At 65.3% G+C, this 19,627-nt stretch carries 15 protein-coding genes, 1 other RNA gene and 1 pseudogene; 10 read left to right on the plus strand and 7 right to left on the minus strand.

Going from position 1 to position 19,627, the window contains the following annotated elements:
- Positions 1–7 precede the first annotated feature (7 nt).
- Positions 8–70: non-coding RNA, sX9 sRNA (locus XCC_RS16605), on the minus strand.
- Between the two features lie 140 nt (positions 71–210).
- On the opposite strand from XCC_RS16605, the gene modA reads away from it, so the two are divergent.
- From modA to XCC_RS16625, 4 genes are read left to right on the plus strand one after another with little or no spacing between them, the layout of a single operon-like run.
- The gene (gene modA / locus XCC_RS16610; RefSeq protein ID WP_011038306.1) at positions 211–987 is read left to right on the plus strand and encodes a molybdate ABC transporter substrate-binding protein; all 777 of its coding nucleotides are present in this window, start codon (positions 211–213) and stop codon (positions 985–987) included.
- A gap of 16 nt (positions 988–1,003) precedes the next feature.
- Positions 1,004–1,690 carry a molybdate ABC transporter permease subunit gene (modB, locus tag XCC_RS16615; RefSeq protein ID WP_029628866.1) on the plus strand — a complete coding sequence of 229 codons (687 nt, stop codon included), beginning with the start codon at positions 1,004–1,006 and terminating at the stop codon, positions 1,688–1,690.
- The gene (gene modC / locus XCC_RS16620) at positions 1,690–2,304 is read left to right on the plus strand and encodes a molybdenum ABC transporter ATP-binding protein (protein WP_011038308.1); all 615 of its coding nucleotides are present in this window, start codon (positions 1,690–1,692) and stop codon (positions 2,302–2,304) included. Before modB ends, modC begins: the two co-directional genes overlap by 1 nt.
- A gap of 48 nt (positions 2,305–2,352) precedes the next feature.
- Entirely contained in the window at positions 2,353–2,910 is a 558-nt protein-coding gene (locus XCC_RS16625) for a flavin reductase family protein (protein ID WP_019237316.1), read from the plus strand.
- Between the two features lie 21 nt (positions 2,911–2,931).
- Here XCC_RS16625 and XCC_RS16630 read toward each other — a convergent pair whose 3' ends face one another.
- The 3 genes from XCC_RS16630 to XCC_RS16640 are packed head-to-tail and all read right to left on the minus strand — an operon-like array spanning position 2,932 to position 5,146.
- Positions 2,932–3,516 (minus strand): hypothetical protein, encoded by a 585-nt coding sequence (locus tag XCC_RS16630; protein WP_011038310.1) that lies wholly within the window; start codon positions 3,514–3,516, stop codon positions 2,932–2,934.
- 3 nt (positions 3,517–3,519) lie between these two features.
- Entirely contained in the window at positions 3,520–4,821 is a 1,302-nt protein-coding gene (locus XCC_RS16635) for a TonB family protein (RefSeq protein ID WP_011038311.1), read from the minus strand.
- The gene (locus XCC_RS16640; protein WP_043877716.1) at positions 4,811–5,146 is read right to left on the minus strand and encodes a BlaI/MecI/CopY family transcriptional regulator; all 336 of its coding nucleotides are present in this window, start codon (positions 5,144–5,146) and stop codon (positions 4,811–4,813) included. Before XCC_RS16640 ends, XCC_RS16635 begins: the two co-directional genes overlap by 11 nt.
- A gap of 160 nt (positions 5,147–5,306) precedes the next feature.
- Here XCC_RS16640 and XCC_RS16645 point away from each other — a divergent pair, with 160 nt between their 5' ends.
- The 5 genes from XCC_RS16645 to XCC_RS16665 all read left to right on the plus strand — a co-directional run bounded on the left by XCC_RS16645 (position 5,307) and on the right by XCC_RS16665 (position 13,427).
- Positions 5,307–7,256 carry an acetyl-CoA hydrolase/transferase C-terminal domain-containing protein gene (locus XCC_RS16645; protein ID WP_019237318.1) on the plus strand — a complete coding sequence of 650 codons (1,950 nt, stop codon included), beginning with the start codon at positions 5,307–5,309 and terminating at the stop codon, positions 7,254–7,256.
- A gap of 133 nt (positions 7,257–7,389) precedes the next feature.
- Positions 7,390–8,568 (plus strand): phosphatidylinositol-specific phospholipase C1-like protein, encoded by a 1,179-nt coding sequence (locus XCC_RS16650; RefSeq protein ID WP_011038314.1) that lies wholly within the window; start codon positions 7,390–7,392, stop codon positions 8,566–8,568.
- Positions 8,569–8,701: 133 nt separating this feature from the next.
- Positions 8,702–11,416, plus strand: a complete 2,715-nt coding sequence (locus tag XCC_RS16655) for a TonB-dependent receptor (protein ID WP_011038315.1) — start codon at positions 8,702–8,704, stop codon at positions 11,414–11,416.
- Between the two features lie 301 nt (positions 11,417–11,717).
- A complete protein-coding gene (locus tag XCC_RS16660) occupies positions 11,718–12,692 on the plus strand; it encodes a L,D-transpeptidase family protein (RefSeq protein ID WP_011038316.1) in 975 nt (324 codons plus the stop codon).
- Positions 12,693–12,695: 3 nt separating this feature from the next.
- On the plus strand, positions 12,696–13,427 hold the full coding sequence (locus tag XCC_RS16665) for a M23 family metallopeptidase (RefSeq protein ID WP_011038317.1): 732 nt from the start codon (positions 12,696–12,698) through the stop codon (positions 13,425–13,427).
- 322 nt (positions 13,428–13,749) lie between these two features.
- On the opposite strand, the gene XCC_RS16670 is transcribed toward XCC_RS16665, so the two are convergent.
- Positions 13,750–14,511 (minus strand): SDR family NAD(P)-dependent oxidoreductase, encoded by a 762-nt coding sequence (locus XCC_RS16670; protein ID WP_019237321.1) that lies wholly within the window; start codon positions 14,509–14,511, stop codon positions 13,750–13,752.
- A 103-nt stretch (positions 14,512–14,614) separates the two neighbouring features.
- On the opposite strand from XCC_RS16670, the gene XCC_RS16675 reads away from it, so the two are divergent.
- Positions 14,615–15,526 (plus strand): LysR family transcriptional regulator, encoded by a 912-nt coding sequence (locus XCC_RS16675; RefSeq protein ID WP_011038319.1) that lies wholly within the window; start codon positions 14,615–14,617, stop codon positions 15,524–15,526.
- 106 nt (positions 15,527–15,632) lie between these two features.
- Here the strand turns inward: XCC_RS16675 and XCC_RS16680 are convergent, their stop codons facing one another.
- Together XCC_RS16680 and fhuE are read right to left on the minus strand one after the other, a co-directional pair.
- Positions 15,633–17,000, minus strand: a complete 1,368-nt coding sequence (locus XCC_RS16680; RefSeq protein WP_011035783.1) for an IS5-like element IS1478 family transposase — start codon at positions 16,998–17,000, stop codon at positions 15,633–15,635.
- Positions 17,001–17,331: 331 nt separating this feature from the next.
- A pseudogene (gene fhuE, locus XCC_RS16685) lies at positions 17,332–19,520 on the minus strand (ferric-rhodotorulic acid/ferric-coprogen receptor FhuE).
- Between the last annotated feature and the right edge of the window lie 107 nt (positions 19,521–19,627).

Consider the following 19,627-nt stretch of genomic DNA (forward strand, 5'->3'; position numbering starts at 1 on the left):
TAAGAACGGCTAACACAACGTAGCGAGCAATCGTCAGCTGGGTGCGAATGGCGCGGGGCCACATGTGGATTCCAGACGCGGCTGCATCACTGCGGCACGTCTGGCAGCACCGCTGCTGGCTCGTCCAGTGAAAGCCGCCAGCCCCCTCACGCACGCGGCGCGGCACGCCCTGCCGTTATGATCGGGGGCTTCCCCCATCCGGAGTTCCCGATGCGCATGACCGGTTTCTGGCGCCGCACCCTTTGCGCCGTGCTGCTCGCCCTGCCCGTGCTTGCCAGCGCGCAGACCGCGCCATTGACGGTGTTCGCTGCGGAGAGCCTGAAGGAATCGATGGATGAGGCCGCGGCCGCTTACGAACAAGCGACCGGCACGCCGGTCCGCGTGTCCTATGCCGCAAGTTCCGCGCTTGCGCGACAGATCGAACAAGGCGCACCGGCGGACGTGTTCTTCTCCGCCGATCTGGAATGGATGGACTATCTGCAGCAACGTGGGCAGGTGCTGCCTGCGCAACGCCGCAACCTGCTCGGCAACACCCTGGTGCTGATCGCGCCGGCAACCAGCAAGGTGCGCGTGGACCTGCGCCAGCCCGGCGCGATCGCCAAGGCATTGGGCAGTGACGGCCGCCTGGCAGTGGGCCAGACCGCGAGTGTGCCGGCCGGGAAGTACGCCGCCGCCGCGCTGCGTGCGCTGAGCCAGTGGGAGGGTGTCAGTGCGCATCTGGCCGAGTCCGAGAGCGTGCGTGCCGCGCTGATGCTGGTGTCGCGCGGTGAGGCGCCGCTGGGCATCGTGTATGGCTCCGATGCCCGCGCCGAGCCCAAGGTGCGTGTGGTCGCCACGTTCCCCGCCGACAGCCATGCCCCCATCGTCTACCCGGTGGCAGCGCTGAAAAACAGCCGCAATCCCAAGGCCGCGGCGTTCGTGCAGTGGCTGGGCAGTGCACCCGCCAAGGCGATCTTCGTGCGCCGCGGTTTTTCGCTGAAGGACTGAGGCAGTCCGCGTGGCGATGTTCACCCCGGAAGAGCTGACCGCGATTGGCCTGAGTCTCAAGGTCGCGGTCGTGGCGGCGTTGGCGAGCCTGCCGCCCGGCATCGCCTGCGGCTGGCTGCTGGCGCGGCGGCGCTTCCCGGGCAAGGCGCTGCTGGACGCGCTGCTGCACCTGCCGCTGGTGATGCCGCCGGTGGTGACCGGTTACGCGCTGCTGGTGGTGCTGGGGACGCAGGGCCCGGTCGGCAGCTGGTTGCTTGAACACCTGGGCATCCAGTTCGCGTTCCGCTGGACCGGCGCGGCGCTGGCCTGCGCGGTGATGGGCTTCCCGTTGATGGTGCGGGCCATCCGGCTGTCGATCGAAGCCACCGACCGCCGCCTGGAAGCGGCGGCCGCCACGCTCGGTGCCGGCCCCTGGCGGGTGTTCTTCAGCATCACCCTGCCGCTGGCCTGGCCGGGTCTGGTGGCCGGTGTGGTGCTGGCGTTCGCCAAGGCCTTGGGCGAGTTCGGCGCAACAATCACGTTTGTGTCCAATATCCCTGGCGAAACGCAGACGCTGTCGTCGGCGATCTATGGCTTGATGCAGGTGCCCGGCATGGAATCGGGCGTGTGGCGGCTGGCCGGCGTGGCACTGGCGATCTCGCTGGCCGCGCTGCTGCTGTCCGAGTGGCTGGTGCGCCGGCCGCATCCGCGCGAGGAGGTCTGATGCTGGATATCGATCTGCAGCTGCAACGTGGCCAGTTCAACCGACGCATCGTCATCCAGGACGACGAACGCGTGGTGGCGCTGGTCGGCGCCTCGGGTGCGGGCAAGACCACCGTGCTCAATGCGATCGCCGGGCTGGTGCGCCCGCAGGCCGGACATATCCGTATCGACGGGCGTTGCCTGTACGACCATCAGCAGGGTGTGGATCTGCCCACCCACCGCCGGCGCATCGGTTATGTGTTTCAGGATGCGCGCCTGTTTCCACACCTGGATGTCCGCCGCAACCTGGATTACGGGCGCCACGCAGGCGCTGCGGCGCGCTTCGGTTTCGACGATGTGGTGGCCTTGCTCGGGATTGCGCCGTTGCTGCAGCGGCGCACGCGCAATCTGTCCGGTGGCGAAGCGCAACGCGTGGCGATCGGCCGCGCCTTGCTGTCGCAGCCGGCGATCCTGTTGTTCGATGAACCGCTGTCGGCCCTGGATCAGGCACGACGCGAGGAGTTGATCCCCTACCTGCAGCGCGTGCGCGACGAGATCGGCCTGCCGATGCTGTATGTCAGCCACAACCCCGACGAAGTGCAGCGCATTGCCTCCAGCGTGCATGTGCTGGACTAGCACAGCCAACGCGCCACGCGCGCATTGGGAAGATCACGCGGAGCACGCATGAAACGCTATCAGAAGCAGGATTTTCCCGTCGACCAGGTCCGCCGTTTTCTCGAGCCGGGGCCGGTGCTGCTGGTGAGCTCGGCGCACCGCGGCCAGCGCAACATCATGACCCTGGGATGGCACATGGTGCTGGAGTTCTCACCCTCGCTCATTGCGTGCTGCATCGCGCGCGGCAACCACAGTTTTGAACTGGTCCGTCGCAGCAAGCAATGCGTGATCAACCTACCGACGGCCGAGCTTCTGGACACCGTGGTTGCGATCGGCAACAGCACTGGTGCGCAGATCGACAAGTTCGCACACTTCGGGCTGACTGCAGCGGCAAGCACGCAGGTGGACGCACCGGGCATCGCCGAGTGTTATGCCAGCTTCGAGTGCCGCCTGCATGACGGGCGGCAGATCAACCGCCACAACCTGTTTGTGTGGGAAGTGGTGCACGCGCATGTGGCGCCACGGCCCGCGGTACCGAAGACCGTGCATTACCGTGGCGATGGGCGTTTCATGCTCTCTGGCGCGGAGGTATCGCGGCGGCGCCTGTTCACACCGGAGATGCTCTAGCCGCGTTGAAGCGGCTTGCCGTCAGCGCCCGACCTTGCCGGTCTGCACACTGACCTTGCCCTGCCGGATCTCGAAGGTGAAGGCAAACGACAACGTCACCGGGACAGGCTCCTGGCGCTCGGCGCCGGTGCAATCGTCCATGTCGGCCGGCTGCGCAACACCGGGAGCGAAAGCGCACAGCGCCGCAGGCACGAACCGCCACTGCTGCACGGTCGCACGCACTGCCTGCAGCAGATCTGCGTTGGCTGGCAGCAAGCCGGCAGCGCACGCGTCACGATCGGACATCGGATCGACACGCTGCACAGTGCCGCTGGCGTCGAGAATGACGTGCGCGCACACCGTGGTCGGCGGCAGGCTGGTCCGTGCGGTATCGGGCGCCAATTGGGGAGTGTCACTACGCAATGCGCGCGGCATGCGAAACCGCTGCGTCGGTGCCAGCACATAGGTGGTAACGGCAGCCGCACCCTCTGCCGGCGGCTGCGCCGCCAGCATGCGCTGATCCACCGAGGCTTCGCGTTGGGTCTGTTCGGCGATCTGCACGGGCCGGCTTGCGCAGCCGGTGATCGCGACGAGCATCACTGCCACATAGACCAGAGACTGCCGCATCTGTCAGCCCTTCTTTGCGGCGCATGCGGACGCGGCGCAGCGCGCAGGCTGCGCGCCCGCTGCAGCGGGCGCATCAGTGCCTGGTGGTACAGCGACTTCGTCGGGCGGGTCCAACGCAAACTGCACCGGCACCCTTACGGTGGTTGGCACCGGCCTGCCGTGCACCTTGTCGGGTACCAAGCGCCATTGCCTGGCGGCAGCGAGCACCGCGGCATCGAACACACCGGCAGGCTGGCTGCGCAGGATGACGATCTGTTGCGGCACGCCACTCGCATCCATGCGGATCTTCAATTCGACACTGCCCTCGAGCCTGGCATCCATCGCATCTTTCGGGTATCGCGGTGGCGTCAACGTTGCGTAATCCACCGGCGGACGTGGCGTTGATCCGGCGTGCGTGACGGCAGGCGCGCGCGTGGGAATCGCTGCCCACGCAGCGGCGCTGGCCAGCAGCGCCAGCAGCATCACCAAGGGCGTGTTCCACTGGCGCAGTGCTGCACCGGCCGTGCGGCCATGCGGGGCAAGCGCACGCAATGCGGCGATTCGCTGCACCAACGCATGCGGCGTGGTCCAGTGGCACACCGTCGCCGCCCCAGCGCTCCCGAAGTGGGTCTTGAGCATGGCGTCGGCATAGCGGCGGCGTAACCGTGGATGCCGTGCCAGCACGCCGGCATCGCAGGCCAGCTCCTGATCCAGGCGGAATGCGCGCCACGCCAGGTGCACCAGCGGATTGCACCAGCCCAGGCATAGCAACACGGCGGCGAACAGGTTTGCCTGCAGATCGCCACGGCGCAGATGCAGCCGCTCGTGCGCCACGATCAATTGACGCTCCACGCCGCTGTAACGCGTGGCGAAGTCGGCCGGCACCACGATGCGCGGCCGCCACACACCGAGCGATGCCGGCAGGCCGCGGTCATGACCGGCCGACCACACCGCGTTGCCCTGCGCCCGGAGTGGCCCGAGGCTGCGCACAAAGTGCGACTGCCACCACCACAGCCACCCGGCCATTGCCACGGCGCCCACAAGCCAGGCAATGCCCAGCGCGCTTTCCCATCCAGGCGCGAGGACGGGCGTGCCATGCGGCTGTGGCAGGGCGCGCAACAGAGGCATCGACAACGCGGCAGTGGCGGCAGGTGGGCCGGGCACCGCCGCCGCCACGATCGCCAGCGGCACGCAGCTCCACACCGCGTACGCCGCCGGCGCGCCTAGCCACGCGCGCACCGGCCGGCGCAGCAACAGGCACACGATCACGGCAATGGTGGTCGCCACGGCAACGCGCCAGGCGAATGCACTCAGGTCAGTGAGCATCATCGAGGTCCTTGATCAGCTGTTTCAGTTCTGCCAGATCGGACGCGCTGAGTTTGCCGCGCGCGCTGAAGTGCGCCACCAGCGGCGCGACGCGGCCGCCGAATACCCGCTGCAACAGTCCTTCGCTTTGCTGCTGCACCCAGTGCTCGCGCAGCAGCACCGGCGCGTAGTGATACTTGCGCCCATCCTTGTGCGCCGCCACCGCCCCCTTGTTGAGCAACCGGTTGAGCAAGGTCTTGATGGTGGGCTCGGCCCAGCCGGTGTGGGCCAGGGCGGCCACCACCTCCTCGGCCGTACGCGGCGCACGCTCCCACAGCACTTGCATCACAATCGCTTCGGACTCACTGATCGCCGTGCGATTACACCCGTAATTTTTCTCGATTACGCATGTAATTTCAAACCCTGTCAAGCCTGATCGGTTGGCTTGCCCGGCACATAATGCAAATCACCGGGCGCACCGCATCCGGCTCGGCTACCCTGGCTGGATGACTGAACATCTGACCGATCTGAGCGCCACGGTGGCGTGGATCCTGCAACGCATCGACGGCCCGCTGCGCGTGGGCGCGCCCTTGGGCATCGGCAAACCGCATCGGCTTTTGAATGCGCTGTATGCGCACGTGGTGGACCAACCATCGCGTCCGCTTGCGCTGTACACCGCGTTGTCGCTCAATCCGCCCAAGCCGGGCAGCGGTCTGGCCGCGCGCTTTGCCGGGCCGTTTATTTCGCGGCATTTCGGCGATGACTTCCCGCGCCTGGCCTATGTCGATGCCATGCTGCGCGATGCCTTGCCCGCGCATGTGCAGGTGGAAGAGTTCTACATGCAGTCCGGCGGGCTGCTGCACTCCACCCAGGCGCAGGCCGACTACACCAGCCTCAATTACACCCATGCCGCTGCTGCGGTGGCGCAGCGCGCGCCGAACCTGATCGTGCAGAAAGTTGCACGCGAACCCGGTGGCACGCGGTTGTCGCTGTCGTGCAACAACGACATCACCCAGGACACGCTGGATGCGGTCGCCGCACTTGGCTTGCCACGTCCGCTACTGGTGGCCGAAGTGGATGCGGAGCTGCCGTGGATCGGCGGCACTGCGGCTGTGGATGCATCGTTCTTCGACCTGGTGCTGGAGATACCCGGCCCGTCACCGCGACTGTTCGGGCTGCCGCGCCAGCCGGTCACCAGCATCGATTACGCCATCGGCCTGTATGCGAGCACGCTGGTTCGCGATGGCGGCACGTTGCAGATCGGCATCGGCACGCTCGCCGATGCACTCAGCCACGCGCTGGTGTTGCGACATACCGACAACGCCACCTACCGGCGCGTGTTGCAGGCGTTGGATCCAACGCTGACATCGCATCCGTCAGTGCAGGCCAGCGGCGGCCTGGAGCCCTTTACGATCGGCCTGTACGGCTGCAGCGAAATGCTCAACGAAGGCTTCAAACAGCTGGTGGACAGCGGTGTGATCCGGCGCAAGGTCCATGACGATCTGGGCTTGATGCAGCGCCTGGCCGACGGCACCGCCGACGCTGCCGATGCAGCGCGATTGGCGGACGAAGGCGAATTCCTGCATGGCGCGTTCTATCTTGGCTCGCCGGCGTTCTACGCCTGGCTGCGCGCGCTGGACCCACAGCTGCGCGGTGCGATTGGCATGCGCCGCATCAGCGAGATCAACCAGCTCTACGGCGGCAATGAAGCGCTGGAGCGGCTGCAACGCCGCGATGCGCGTTTCTTCAACTCGTGCATGATGGCCACCGCCCTGGGCGCGGCGGTCTCCGACGGCCTGGAAGATGGGCGCGTGGTCTCCGGCGTGGGCGGGCAGTACAACTTTGTGGCGATGGCGCACGCCCTGCCGCAGGCACGCAGCGTCTTGATGTTGCGTGCCACCCGCGCGTCGGGCAAGGACGCTGCCAGTAACGTGCGCTGGAACTACGGGCACACCACCATCCCGCGCCATCTGCGCGATCTCTACATCACCGAATACGGCATCGCCGATCTGCGCCACAAGACCGATCAGGACTGCGTGCTGGAAATGGCTGGTATCTGCGATGCGCGCTTTCAGACCGCGTTACTTGCCCAGGCAAGGCAGTCACGCAAACTGCGGGACGTTCCTGAGCAGGCCGCACGCGCGCAGCGCAACACGCCGCAGGCGCTGGAAGCGGCGTTGGCTCCGTTCCGCCGCGATGGCAGCCTGCCTGACTACCCACTCGGCAGCGACTTCACCGACACCGAGCAACGCCTGTTGCCGGCGCTTGGCTGGCTCAAAAGCGCCACCACCGGAAAGACCGCAGCATTAGCGACACTGATGCGCGCGCTGCTGTCGCGCGCTGCAGGTGATGCCGCCTGCCTGCAGCGCATGGACCTGGCCACACCGCGCAGCCTGGGCGACCGCGTGCAGGCCAAGCTCCTGGCCTATGCGCTACAGCAGACCAGGCAGCAGTGATGACGCAGCCCTGACAGTGCGACTGCATCGACGCTGGCCGTGTGACCGCTGACGCAAGACGGACACACGGTGGAAAGCATTGCGTCAAGCGCGACCGGGATGATGGCGACCACCTTCTTTCCGGCACCGCTGCATGCACTCTTTTCATGATGCGTTTTCTGCCCCGAATGCAGGCAATGACACAGAAGCGAAGCGGTTGCCCGCAAAGCGAAGAATCAGGCTGAAAACAGCCGTGCTTGGCGTGTTACTGCTCGCCAGCGTGGCGGCGCAGGCAGAGCCGCGGCTCACCGATCTGCAGTACATCGGAAGCCATAACAGTTACCACGCCGGCTTCGCACCCAGCGAAGCAACGTTGTTGAAGCAACACGATCCCGCTGCGTTCGCGACGCTGGACTATCGCCATCCGCCATTGACACAACAGTTGGACGACGGCGTCAGGCAACTGGAGCTGGATGTGTTTGCCGATGCGCACGGCGGGCGCTATGCGCATCCGGCGATCGTGGAACAAATCGCCAAGGCCGGGCTGCCACCGGCACCGGCCAGCGCACCCGCCGGCGTCATGAACAAGCCCGGCTTCAAGGTGTTGCATGTGCAGGACGTGGACCAACGCAGCACCTGTCAGCCACTGGTGACCTGCCTGCAGGAAGTGCGCGCGTGGTCGCAGCAACATCCGGGACATCTGCCGATCTTCATCCTGCTGGAAACCAAGCAGTCACCGGTGCAGCTGTCGTTTCCCACGGTGCAGCCGGAGCCTTTCGATCGCAAAGCCATGGATGCGCTGGATGCCGAGCTGCGCTCAGTCTTCCGACCGGGTGAGTACGTGAGCCCGGATACTGTCCGCGGCACTGCACGCACCCTCAACGCCGCGGTGCTGGCGCACGGTTGGCCAGCATTGCGCGCCACGCGCGGCAAGGTGGTGTTCCTGCTCGATCAACGCGCGGCCGGCGCCAGCTATCTGCCGGGACACCCGTCGCTACGCGGCCGCGTGTGCTTCACCAACGCCGAGCCGGGGCAGGATGATGCCGCGTTCACCGAACGCAACGACGGCCCCGCCGAGGACATCACCCGCCTGGTGCAAGCCGGCTACCTGGTCCGCACACGCACCGATGCCGATCTGAAAGAGCCTGCACGCGGCGACAACCGCCGCCGCGACGCCATGCTGGCCACCGGGGCGCAATTGCTCAGCACGGACTTCCCTGCCCACGAGCCGGCCCGCAACGGCTATGTGGTGCGCTTCGATGGCGATGCGGTTGCGCGCTGCGCACCGCAGCTGCCGCGCGCGCACTGCGAGGGTGTCGATCTCACCCACTGACCGGCGCTGCCTGCCCGGCAGTAATACCGCAGTGGCATGTCATCGGTCGCAATGGACAGCGTCGGCGATGCACTGCCTGTGCTCGCGTGATCGGGCCGGGCGCCCTCTCGTTCTCCACCTTGTGAGCTACCGCATGCAGCATCCCCGTTCCGCCCGCCGCCTGAGCTGCGCCATTGCGCTGGCACTGTCCGCACCCGTGTTCGCCGAAACGCCTGTACTCAGCACCACGACGATGGATGCGGTCACCGTGCAGGCCAAGCACGTCGCCACACCCGGCTCGTTCGACGAGCAACGGTTGTCCAGCAGCGTCAACAGCGTGATGAGCAAACAGCAGATCGATGACATTCCCTCGGGCGGCATTGCCGATGTGGTGGCGCACATGCCAGGGTTGTCCGCGTATAGCGACATGCACCTGGGCCAGGCCACCACCGGCGAGAATGCGTATGTGAGCATTCGTGGCATGGATGCCAGCTACAACGCCTACACGCTCAACGGTGTCGGCATGCCGGAGACCGACTCTTCAACGCGCGCGATCTCGTTGAACATGCTGGCGCCGTTCGGCATCCAGTCGGTCCAGGTGTCCAAATCGCCCACCCCGGACATGCCGGGCGATTCGATCGGTGGTGCGATCGACATGCGCACGCCCAATGCCTTCGACTTCGATCGCGACCTCTACGCCAAGACCACCGCGCAAGGCCAGTTCAACGCGCTGGCCTCCACGCTGGGCGGCAAGGACAGCGGCGGTACGCTGCAGCAGGAACTGGCCTGGAAATTTGGCGATGGCCATGCGTTCGGTGTTTACGCATCGGCCTACTACGGCAAGAACAACAACATGGCGCAGGCGCCGGCGCCCAACAGCAAATACGTGCCTGCCGATCCGGCGCTGGCCAATGCGACCGACCTGCGTACTGCCGGGCCTTTGATCAGCACCCGCTACAAGTACAGCCTCTACACCAGCCAGATCGAACGCTACGGCGGCAATCTCTCGCTCGACTGGCAGGGCGACACCAGTGCGCTCTACGCACGCGCCATCTACGGCAGCTACGGCGTCACCGGCCAGCAGGACCAGTCCAGCGCGCGCCTGGAAACCTATCGCAACCAACCCACTGCCGTACGTGGCGGCTACTTCAACACGCACGACATCGACGAGACAGTGGCAACCTTGCAACTGGGCGGCAAGACCACGCTGGATCGCCTGCATGTGGACTACGGCGCCTCTGTCGGGCGCGGCACCCGCAGCCGCCCGGATTACGTGTCGGCGAGCCTGTACGGCTTTACCCCGGGCAGCTTCGCCTTCGATCTGAGCGACCCGACGTATCCGAGCATCGGTCCCAGCTCCGCTGCGTTGAAAGCGTTCTTCTACGACCTGGACGCGTCGCTGCTGTGGAAGGTGCAGGGCCATGATGCCGGCAGCCACGACAACCGCGTCAACGCACACACCGATATCGCCTACCAGGTCGATGGCGACCTGCTGGACAGCGTCAAACTGGGCCTGTCCGCCGACCACGCCGACCGCGGTGCCTACGACCATCCGTTCTTCCACAAGGATGGCAACTTCGTCACCAACGGCCCGTACTTCGGTGGCCCCAATTATGCGTTTCCCACGGCCGGTGGCCCGCCGCTGAGCGCCATCCCCGGACGCATTACCGGCAACGCCTTCAACGGCCACTACGCGGGGCCGTTCAAGCTGCTGGACCGCAACTGGATGCTGGCCCAAGCGCTGCCCTACAAGTACCTCAACGACCCCACCGGCGCCGGCGTCTACACCGCCAACGATTACAACGCCAATACCACCGCCAGCACCGAAGCAATCTATTCCGGCTATGCGATGGCGGCGCTGCACATCGGCTCGGTGAGCGTGTTGCCCGGTGTGCGCTACGAACTGACTCGCTACGCGGCAGATTCCTGGCAATCGCGTGGCGATGGCAGCACCGGCGAGTTTGTCGGGACAGGCAGCACCTATGGCCAGGTTCTGCCCGGCATCAGCATCAATTACCGGCCCGACGACCTCACCGTGTATCGCGCCTCGCTGCGGCGCAGTTTCAGCCGGCCGGCATTCGGGCTGATTTCCGGCGAAACCGTGTATTCGATCGACGACACCCAGACCGTGGTCGGCATCTCCAAACCCAATCCCGATCTGCAGCCAAGCAAGGCAGACAACGCCGATCTGTCTGCCGAGTTCTACGACCATGACGGCGGCGTGCTCAGTGCATCGACCTACTACAAGCGCATCACCGGTTTCATCTACACCTCGCAGTCGGCGACCAGCAACGACAACACGCTCGGCGGGCTGGTGCCGACCGGCACCACTTTCGAGAACGGCGTACCGGTGACCATGCCGCAGAACGGCGGCACCGCCACGCTCTACGGCCTGGAACTGGCGGCGAGCAAACGGCTGTTGGCATTACCCGGCATCTGGAGCCACTTCGGCATCAATGCCAATCTCACCCTGCAGCACAGCGCAGCCGACAGCAAACGGGCGGACCAACCGGAAAAGACCTGGCTGCCGCGCGCGCCGGAGCGCATCTACAACCTGGACCTGTTTTACGACGATAGCCATCTGCGTACCGACCTGAGTTACAACTACACCGGCCTGCAATTGCTGGGGCTCACCACCGATCGGCTCAACTACTATCTGCAGCCGGTGAAGTCGCTGGATTTCAACGCCACCTATCACCTGCCCCACCATGTCGATGTGGGCGTGTCGGCGAAGAACCTGCTCAATGCGGCAACGTTCTACGAAACGCAGGGCACATCGAAACGCTACATGGCCTACGACCCCGGTGCCGACGGCGCCTACGTGCAGACCGGGCGGGCGTACATGCTGACGGTGGGATACACCTATTGACCAAGCGGCGACGGGAAGACGCAGCGCCGGTCTTCCCGTCTTTGTGCGGGCCGTGGCCACAGCAATGGCCTGTGTGGAAATGTAGAGCTGCGCCGCCGCGCGTCGCGCGTGCATGTTACTGATCGCGGCAATCAACCTGAGCGCGCGTTGTTTGGCGGCAGTGCCTGGGCAACGGGCGCATTGCCGCGCGCGCGCGCCACAGGCGTCAGTGATTTAGGCAGTTACTCCGGGTGCAGGGATTTCACGGCGGGTACGCAGCCCACTGCGGCAAGGTGCGTGCACGCCTTCTCTGGAACCACCCATGCCCTCACGTTTTCATGCTCGCGCCTGCTTGTTGACCCTGGCCCTGGGCGCGGCGCTGTCCTCGGTTGCGCAGGCCCAGCAGCCGGCCGCCGCACCTGCACCGATCAGCGCACCGACCACGGTAGGCACCGGACCACGTTCGGACCTGCACGCCCAGGTGCTGCTGGACCGCGCGCATTTTTCGCCCGGCCAGATCGACGGCCAGCGCGGCTCGAACCAGAAGCGCGCCATCTCCGGTTTCCAGGCCGCGCACCGCATCAAGGTCACCGGCGAGCTGGATGACGCCACCTGGCAGGCCTTGCAGGCCGACACCACGCCAGCACTGGTGCAGTACACGCTGACCGATGCCGACGTGGCCGGCCCGTTCCAGCCGATTCCCGACCGCCCCGCCGAGCAGGCGAAGTTGCCGGCGCTGGGCTATGTCTCCATCGAAGAAGCGCTCGGCGAGCGTTTCCACGCTGACCCGGACCTGCTGCGCCAGCTCAACCCCGGCGTTGACCTGAGCAAGGCCGGCAGCGTTATCCAGGCGCCCAACGTGGACGGTGTGCCTGCGCTGAGCAAGCCGGCCAAGCTGGTCATCGACAAATCCGATTCGACGCTGCGGCTGTTCGATGCGCAGGGCAAGGTGTACGCGCAGTTCCCGGTGTCTTCGGGCAGCAAGCACGATCCGCTGCCGATCGGGCGCTGGAAGATCCTGGGCATTTCGCGCGACCCCAAGTTCCACTACAACCCCAAACTGTTCTGGGATGCCAAGCCCGGCGAAGGCAAGGCCACGCTGCCGCCGGGCCCGAACAACCCGGTGGGCCGCGTGTGGATCGATCTGTCCAAGCCGCATTACGGCCTGCACGGCACGCCGGAACCCGGCCATGTGGGCAAGACCGAATCGCATGGCTGTGTGCGCCTGACCAACTGGGACGTGGTGAACCTGGCCAGCGTAGTGGACGCCTCGGTGCCCGTGGTGATGCAGGAGTAGGCCATGAAGACGCTGATGATGCTGATCGTGGGCGTGCTGATCGGTGCGGCGGGGTATTGGTGGCTGGACCTGCGCCACGCCACCGACCCTGTGGCTGCATCGCCAGCGGCGGCGGCGGCGGCCACGGCATCCGCGCCTGCTGCGCAACGCGCGCCTGCATCAGCAGCACCTGAGGCGATGACTGCTGCCACACCGCTAGCGGCGGCACCTGCGCCGGCACAGGCAGCGAGCGCGATGGCTGCACCGGTCAGTGGCCCGTCCGCTGCGCAGGCATCGGCATCGGCAAGCAACAACGTGGCCTTGCTGATCCCGGTGCAAGGCATCACCAGCAGCCAGTTGCAGGACACCTTCACCGACGCACGCAGCGAAGGCCGCGTGCATGATGCAATCGACATCCTGGCACCGGCCGGCACGCCGGTGCTCGCGGTGGCCAACGGCACCGTGGAGAAATTGTTCGACAGCAAGCGCGGTGGCCTGACGGTCTACCAGTTCGAGCCCGGCGGCAAGTACTGCTACTACTACGCGCATCTGCAGCGCTATGCGGACGGCTTGGCCGAAAAGCAGGTGATCAAGCGCGGGCAGCTGATCGGTTACGTCGGCAGCACCGGCAATGCCGATCCCGCCGCACCGCATCTGCATTTCGAGATTCACCGTCTCGGCGCGGAACGCGAATGGTGGAAGGGCGAGGCGCTGAATCCCTACCCGGTGCTGCATGGTGATCAGTCGTTGCAGTGATTGCCTGTCACGGCCGCGTTGCATGATCAGTGCAGTGAATTGCATCGCTGCTGCGCACTGTGCCGCAGCGATGCAGAATCACCCGGATTCAATGCGCGGCTCGCAGGCGTGAGCGATACCTGATGAGCGACACTTTCAAATCCGGATTGTGATGTGTGGCCTAGATCATCGAGCGCATCGCGGCCCCGGGCGACGATGCGTTTTGCGCTGCTCGAAGCGTCTGCTCGGCCCCATCACTCAACACCTAAAGCCGCTGCTAGCCCCCACCTGCGCCGATGTGCAGCATGGGCACATCAGCGCAGTGAAGGCACGGCAGTGATCCTCAGATCAGCATGCCGCCGGATGCCTCGATCCGCTGCGCATTGATCCACGCCGTGCCGGGCGCAAGTAGCGCGGCGACCACCGGGCCGATATCGTCCGGCTGCCCCGGCCGGCCCAATGCGGTGACCGAGGCCACCATCGCGTTCACCTGCGCGTTGTCGCGCACGCTGCCGCCATTGAAGTCGGTTTCGATCGCGCCCGGCGCCAGGGTGTTGGCGGAAATACCGCGTGCGCCGAGCTCCTTGGCCAGGTAACGCGTAAACACTTCGATGCCTCCCTTCATCATGGCGTAGGCCGAAGACCCCGGCAGCGCGAAACGCGCCAGACCACTCGAGACATTGAGAATGCGCCCGCCGTCGGCAATCAACGGCAACAGGGTCTGGGTCAGGAAATACGGCCCTTTCAGATGGATGTTCACCAGCGCATCGAATTGGTCCGCGGTGGTGTCGGCGATGGGCGCGTGCAAGCCGGTGCCGGCGTTATTGACCAGCGCATCGAACTGGTTCCGCTCCCAACTGGCCAGCACGTCTTTGAGCCGCGCAGCAAAGTCGGCAAACGTGGACACGTCTGCGGTATCGAGTTGCAGCGCATGCGCGCGGCGGCCCAGTTGCTGGATGTGGGCCACCGCTGCGGCCGCGTCGTCGGCCTGGCGGTGATAGGTCAGCACGATGTCGTGGCCGGCGGCGGCCAGTGCGTGTGCGGCGTTGCGGCCCAGGCCGCGGCTGCCGCCGGTGATCAGGGTGATGGGTGTGGTGCTGTGCATGCCGTGCTCCGCGAGTGAATGGACAGGACGCAGGCTATTAGCCTTGCGGCATGACATAAATCGCCACATCCTGATTGCACCGTTCACTCTCAGCGACCAATCCATGGACACAATGGACACGCTCCGCGCCTTCCTGCGCGTTGCCGAGCTCGGCAGCTTCACCCGTGCCGCCGAAACGCTGGGCCTGCCCAAAGCCAGCGTCTCCACCGCCGTGCAACGGCTCGAAGCCTCGCTGGGCACCCAGCTCCTGCATCGCACCACCCGCCGCGTGCAACTCACCGCCGACGGCACCGCGTTCTACCAGCGCAGCCGCGATCTGCTCGACGACATGGACGAATTGCAGGGCATGTTCCAGCGCGACCACAGCCAGTTGCGCGGGCGCCTGCGCGTGGACATGTCGGCCGGCATCGCGCGGCAGTTCGTGATTCCCGCGCTGCCGGCCTTTCTCGCCCAGCATCCGCAGCTGGAGATCGAAATCAGCGGCACCGATCGCCGCGTGGACCTGGTGCGCGAGGGCTTCGATTGCGTGCTGCGGGTTGGCACGGTGGAAGACACCAGCCTGGTCGGCCGGCCGCTGGGCGTGCTGCGCATCATCAACGTGGCCAGCGCGCAGTACCTGGCGCAACGTGGCGTGCCACAGACCCTTGAGGATCTGGCGCAGCACGATCTGGTGCACTACGTCTCCACGCTGGGCCAACGCTCGCCCGGGTTCGAATACCACGACGGTGCGCAGTACCACTGGCTGCCGATGCGCGGCCCGGTGACGGTGAACAACGGCGATGCCTACCTTGCCGCCGCACGTGCGGGGCTGGGCATCATCCAGGCACCAGCCAGCCCGCTGCAGGCGCATCTGGACAGTGGCGTGTTGGTGGAGGTGTTGGCGCAGATGGCACCGGAGCCGATGCCGGTCACGCTGCTGTATGCGCAGCGCCGGCATCTACCGCAGCGCGTGCGTCTGTTCATGGACTGGATTGCGCAAGTGATGGCGCCGCATCTGGAGCCGCATTTGCCTTGAATTTGCGTCGGCGCGGGTGTGGCGCTACAGCGCTGGCGCGCGCGCCATGTAGACGGGCGTTGGCATGCCAATCTGGCACTACTTTGTCGCCCCTGAAAAACCCCCTTCAAGCACCAAGTGTCATCGGCGACAGCGGCACGGCGCTAAAGGATGGCCATCCCATCGCCCGCATCCAGGCACGCAAAAACGCGATCCAGCGCAGCAGCCAGCGCAGGTTGTAGCCGGCGGCGCAGCCGAGTACGTGCAGCGCATCGCCTTGTGCACCTTTCAGCCTGCAGCGACGCAACCTGCAGTCGTCTTTCAGATGTCCGATCACCGGTTCCACCGCCTGCCGTCGTTTGATCCAGCGCCATTGCCGTCGCGTCAGCGTCTTGGCCTTGCCACGATGGAGCACCTGCACGCCATCGACCTCGCGCCCGCGATAGCCCAGGTCCACGATCGCCACCGTCGGTTCTACGCTCAGATCCTGCAGCAACCCGCGTGTCTGCTCCAGCTGCTCGGCCAAGGTGTCGCCGTCGTACGGGTTGCCCGGGAAGCTACGCGCACCCACGACCAATCCCTTGCAGGCGGTGACCGCAATGCCGACCTTGACGCCGAATTCGTACGCTTGACGCGCCTTGCCCTTACCGATGCATTCCACTTCCGGGGCATGCAATGCGTACAGTTTTTGTTTGTCCTTCGGACGCTGCGTGTACAGCCGTTGCGCACGTTCCAGCCAGACCGCGATGCGCTCGCGCACGCCGGGTTCCACCTGGTCCAGCTTGCGCGCGATATCGCGCAACACCCGCCCCAAGACCGTGCGTTGACGTCGCAGCACGCGCTGCATGCGCTTGAACTGGCGTGCATGCGCATAGCGGCCCGCCTTGCGGCTCAGGGCCGGACCTTGCCGTGCGTAGCTCTGCCGCAACCCGATGCCGTAACGCTTGGCCAGCAGCACCAGTTTCTTGCGTGCCACCTCCAGCAACCGACTATCGGTCGGATAGGCAATCGCCTTTTCCTGCACCGTGGTGTCCACGATCACCCGCGACAACTCGCGTGCGTCCACCGCCTGCATGGCATGTGCAGCGTTGATGGTGTGTGCCAGCAACTCTTCCATCCCCGCTTCGTCAAGCCGCTGACGCCAGCGCGTCAGCGAGCTGGCATCGCACGGCAAGCGCGTCTGGAACACGACCTCGCCAGTGAAAAACTGCCAATACGGATTTTCCAGCCAACGCTCGCACACCGCCTCATCGGACAGGTCGTAGGCGTGTTTGAGGTAGAGCAAACCGGCGATCAGCCGCACCGGCAATGCCGGCCGACCGCCACCAGCCTGGGTGGCCGGCAAGCGCGATGAAAGTGCTTGCTCCAACGCCGTCCACGGCATCCGTTGGCTCAGCTGCGCCAGCGGATGCCGCAGATCGATCTGGTTCTCCAGGCGCGAACGAAACAACTCCTCGGCAGGCATGTGCTCGGCAGCAGGACGGCGTGTATGCATGAGTGGAAATTGCCAGAAACCAGCCTTCAGCGTAGCGAAAACTGGTAGTTCTGGCACGCCACTGCAGACATCAAGGCCTTGCGGGCGTTGGGTGATTGGGGGTTTTTCAGGGGCGACTACTTTAAGTGGCAACAGTGTCGCAAGCCTCTGCTTCTCGCAGAATCTCAACGCAAACAATCCTTGTTCCCCGCTACGTGGAAAACGTCGTCGCAGTCGCAAGAGAACGATCAGGTTACAGATCATCAGCGCACAAAAAAACACAGGCATCTCTGCGAGATGCCTGTGTGATTGCCAAGCCATCAGACGTTAAAACGCCCCAGGTGTGCGTCGATCAGAACGTGTAGTTGAAGGTCAGCATGCCGTTGCGCGATGCGCCCCATGCGCCGTAGCCGCCATTGAACTGCGCGTAGTAACGCTTGTCGAGCAGGTTGTCGATATTGAGCTGCACCGAGAACTGCGGTGACAGACGATACCGCGCAAACGCGCTGACCAGGGCATAGGCACTCTGCTGGAACGCGCCGTACACCGGGTCCACGTAGTACGAACGGTTCTGCCAGTTGACGCCGCCACCCACGGTCAGATCGCTCCACGCACCTTGCGGGGTGTAGCTGTTGAACAGCTTGAGGGTGGTACGCGGCAGCTGCGTATTGATCGACGTGCCGCTGTCATCGCGCGCGGTGTAATGCGAGGCACCAAAGGTGGTGTTCCAACCGGCGGTCACACGGCCGGAGATCTCGAAGTCGAAGCCTTCGCTGACCACGCCGTTGGCGGCCTCATACGCCGATTCACTGCTACCGGGAACGAAGCCGCCGGTGGCCACGCCCAGGTTGTCTTGTTCGATGCGGAACACCGCAAGCGAGGCGTTGAGCTTGTCGTCGAACCAGGCAGCCTTGACGCCGGCTTCGTAGCCCTTGCCGGTCAACGGATCCAGGTAGCCGCCGTTGGCATCGCGCAAGGTCTGCGGGTTGAAGATTTCGGTGTAGCTGACGTAGGTGGACCACACGTCGTTGATGTCGTAGACCAGGCCGGCGTACGGGGTGACTTCGGTCTGGGTGTCGGAGAACGGTACAAGCCCCTGCGCGGCATCGAAGTTACCACCATCGATCTGCCAGTCGGTGTAGCGCGCGCCCACCAGCAGCGTCAGCGGGTCGGCCAGCGAGAAACGGCCCGCCACGTAGGCGGCTTTTTGCTTGATCGTGCCGGTGCTCTGCACCGTGCGCGGGCTCCAGTTGGGTTCCGGATACGCGCCATTCCAGCCGAAGTAAGTATCCAGCGGCGCCGGGAAATCGAAGGTGCCGTTGTTGGTGAATTCGCGGCGGTTGTAACTGGCGCCGGCGACCAGGTGATGCTCGCGGCCAAACAGCTGGAACGGGCCTTCCGCGTACACGTCGGCGCCGTCGGCCTTGCGCTCGGTGAGGTAGTTACCCGAATACGGCACCACGCCGCCGCCGGTGGCGCGGTCGAAACCGAAAATCGTATAGAACGGATAGAACAGATGATTGGCCGCTTCGGTCTTCTCATGGCTGACATTGGCCTTGAGCGTCCAGCCGTTGTCGAAGCCCTGCTGCAGGCTGGCGAAGGTGCGCTGCAGACGCGTATCCCAGAACGTCCAATCGGCGGCCGGATTGAACGAGCGGTCGTAATTGGTGCGCGTGCCGTCGCTGAAGAACAGCGGGAAGCCGCCCCAGGTGACGTCGTCCGATTCCTTCTTCTGGTACTCGTAGCCCACGCTCAGCAGCGTGCTGTCGGTGAGGTCGGCATCAATGATCGCCGAGCCGATCTTCTTGCGCAGGTTGTAGCGGTCCATGTCCGATTCGCCGTCCTGGTAGACGCCGATCACACGTGCGCGCACATTGCCGCCGGGCTGAGCGGCACGGTGACATCGGCCACGCTGCGGGTCTTGTTGAAATCGCCGCCACCCACCGACACGGTGCCGGTGAACTCGCGGCTGAGCGCGTGCTTGCGCACCAGGTTGATCGAGGCGGACGGATTGCCCGAGCCGGTGAGCAGGCCGGTGGCCCCGCGCACCACTTCAACCCGGTCGTACAGGGCCACGTCCAGCGCCGAGTCGCCGTAGCTCCAGGCCTGCTCCATGTAGGCCGGGATGCCATCGAACTGATAGTTGTCGATGTAGAAACCGCGCGCGTAGAACTCCAGGCGCTCGCTGTCGCTCTGCGCCACCGAAATGCCGGTGACGTTGTTGAGCACATCGGTGATGCTCTGCAGGTTCTGGTCGTCCATGCGGTCGCGGGTGATGACCGTGACCGACTGCGGAATCTCGCGCAGCGACAGGTTCATGCGCGTGCCGGCGGTGGTCTTCTCCACCGTGTAGCCGCGCTCGCCGGTGACGTTCACGCCATCGAGCGTGGTGACCTCGGCATCGGCGGCGGCCTCAGCAGCGGGCGCTTCGGCGAGCGCCTGGCCGGCCGTCATCGTGCACAGCGCCGCGAACAGCGCGCGCGGCAGGACATGGCGGCGCGCGCCCACGGAAGGAAGACGCATCTGGGTACTACGGTTCATCGGGGGGACTCCAACACAGACGGATTGGGCCGCACGCAATCGCAGCGCCGGCAACAAAAGGGGGAGGAACGGGTGCCATACCACCGGCAGCGCGCCATTTTAATGGG

The sequence above is a fragment of the Xanthomonas campestris pv. campestris str. ATCC 33913 genome, assembly GCF_000007145.1.
GTDB lineage: Bacteria > Pseudomonadota > Gammaproteobacteria > Xanthomonadales > Xanthomonadaceae > Xanthomonas > Xanthomonas campestris.

Coding starts and splice junctions, on each gene's coding strand:
- modA (WP_011038306.1), top strand. CDS start 211: ATGCGCATGACCGGTTTCTGGCGCCGCACCCTTTGCGCCGTGCTGCTC.
- modB (WP_029628866.1), top strand. CDS start 1,004: ATGTTCACCCCGGAAGAGCTGACCGCGATTGGCCTGAGTCTCAAGGTC.
- modC (WP_011038308.1), top strand. CDS start 1,690: ATGCTGGATATCGATCTGCAGCTGCAACGTGGCCAGTTCAACCGACGC.
- XCC_RS16625 (WP_019237316.1), top strand. CDS start 2,353: ATGAAACGCTATCAGAAGCAGGATTTTCCCGTCGACCAGGTCCGCCGT.
- XCC_RS16630 (WP_011038310.1), bottom strand. CDS start 3,516: ATGCGGCAGTCTCTGGTCTATGTGGCAGTGATGCTCGTCGCGATCACC.
- XCC_RS16635 (WP_011038311.1), bottom strand. CDS start 4,821: ATGCTCACTGACCTGAGTGCATTCGCCTGGCGCGTTGCCGTGGCGACC.
- XCC_RS16640 (WP_043877716.1), bottom strand. CDS start 5,146: ATGCAAGTGCTGTGGGAGCGTGCGCCGCGTACGGCCGAGGAGGTGGTG.
- XCC_RS16645 (WP_019237318.1), top strand. CDS start 5,307: ATGACTGAACATCTGACCGATCTGAGCGCCACGGTGGCGTGGATCCTG.
- XCC_RS16650 (WP_011038314.1), top strand. CDS start 7,390: ATGCACTCTTTTCATGATGCGTTTTCTGCCCCGAATGCAGGCAATGAC.
- XCC_RS16655 (WP_011038315.1), top strand. CDS start 8,702: ATGCAGCATCCCCGTTCCGCCCGCCGCCTGAGCTGCGCCATTGCGCTG.
- XCC_RS16660 (WP_011038316.1), top strand. CDS start 11,718: ATGCCCTCACGTTTTCATGCTCGCGCCTGCTTGTTGACCCTGGCCCTG.
- XCC_RS16665 (WP_011038317.1), top strand. CDS start 12,696: ATGAAGACGCTGATGATGCTGATCGTGGGCGTGCTGATCGGTGCGGCG.
- XCC_RS16670 (WP_019237321.1), bottom strand. CDS start 14,511: ATGCACAGCACCACACCCATCACCCTGATCACCGGCGGCAGCCGCGGC.
- XCC_RS16675 (WP_011038319.1), top strand. CDS start 14,615: ATGGACACAATGGACACGCTCCGCGCCTTCCTGCGCGTTGCCGAGCTC.
- XCC_RS16680 (WP_011035783.1), bottom strand. CDS start 17,000: ATGCATACACGCCGTCCTGCTGCCGAGCACATGCCTGCCGAGGAGTTG.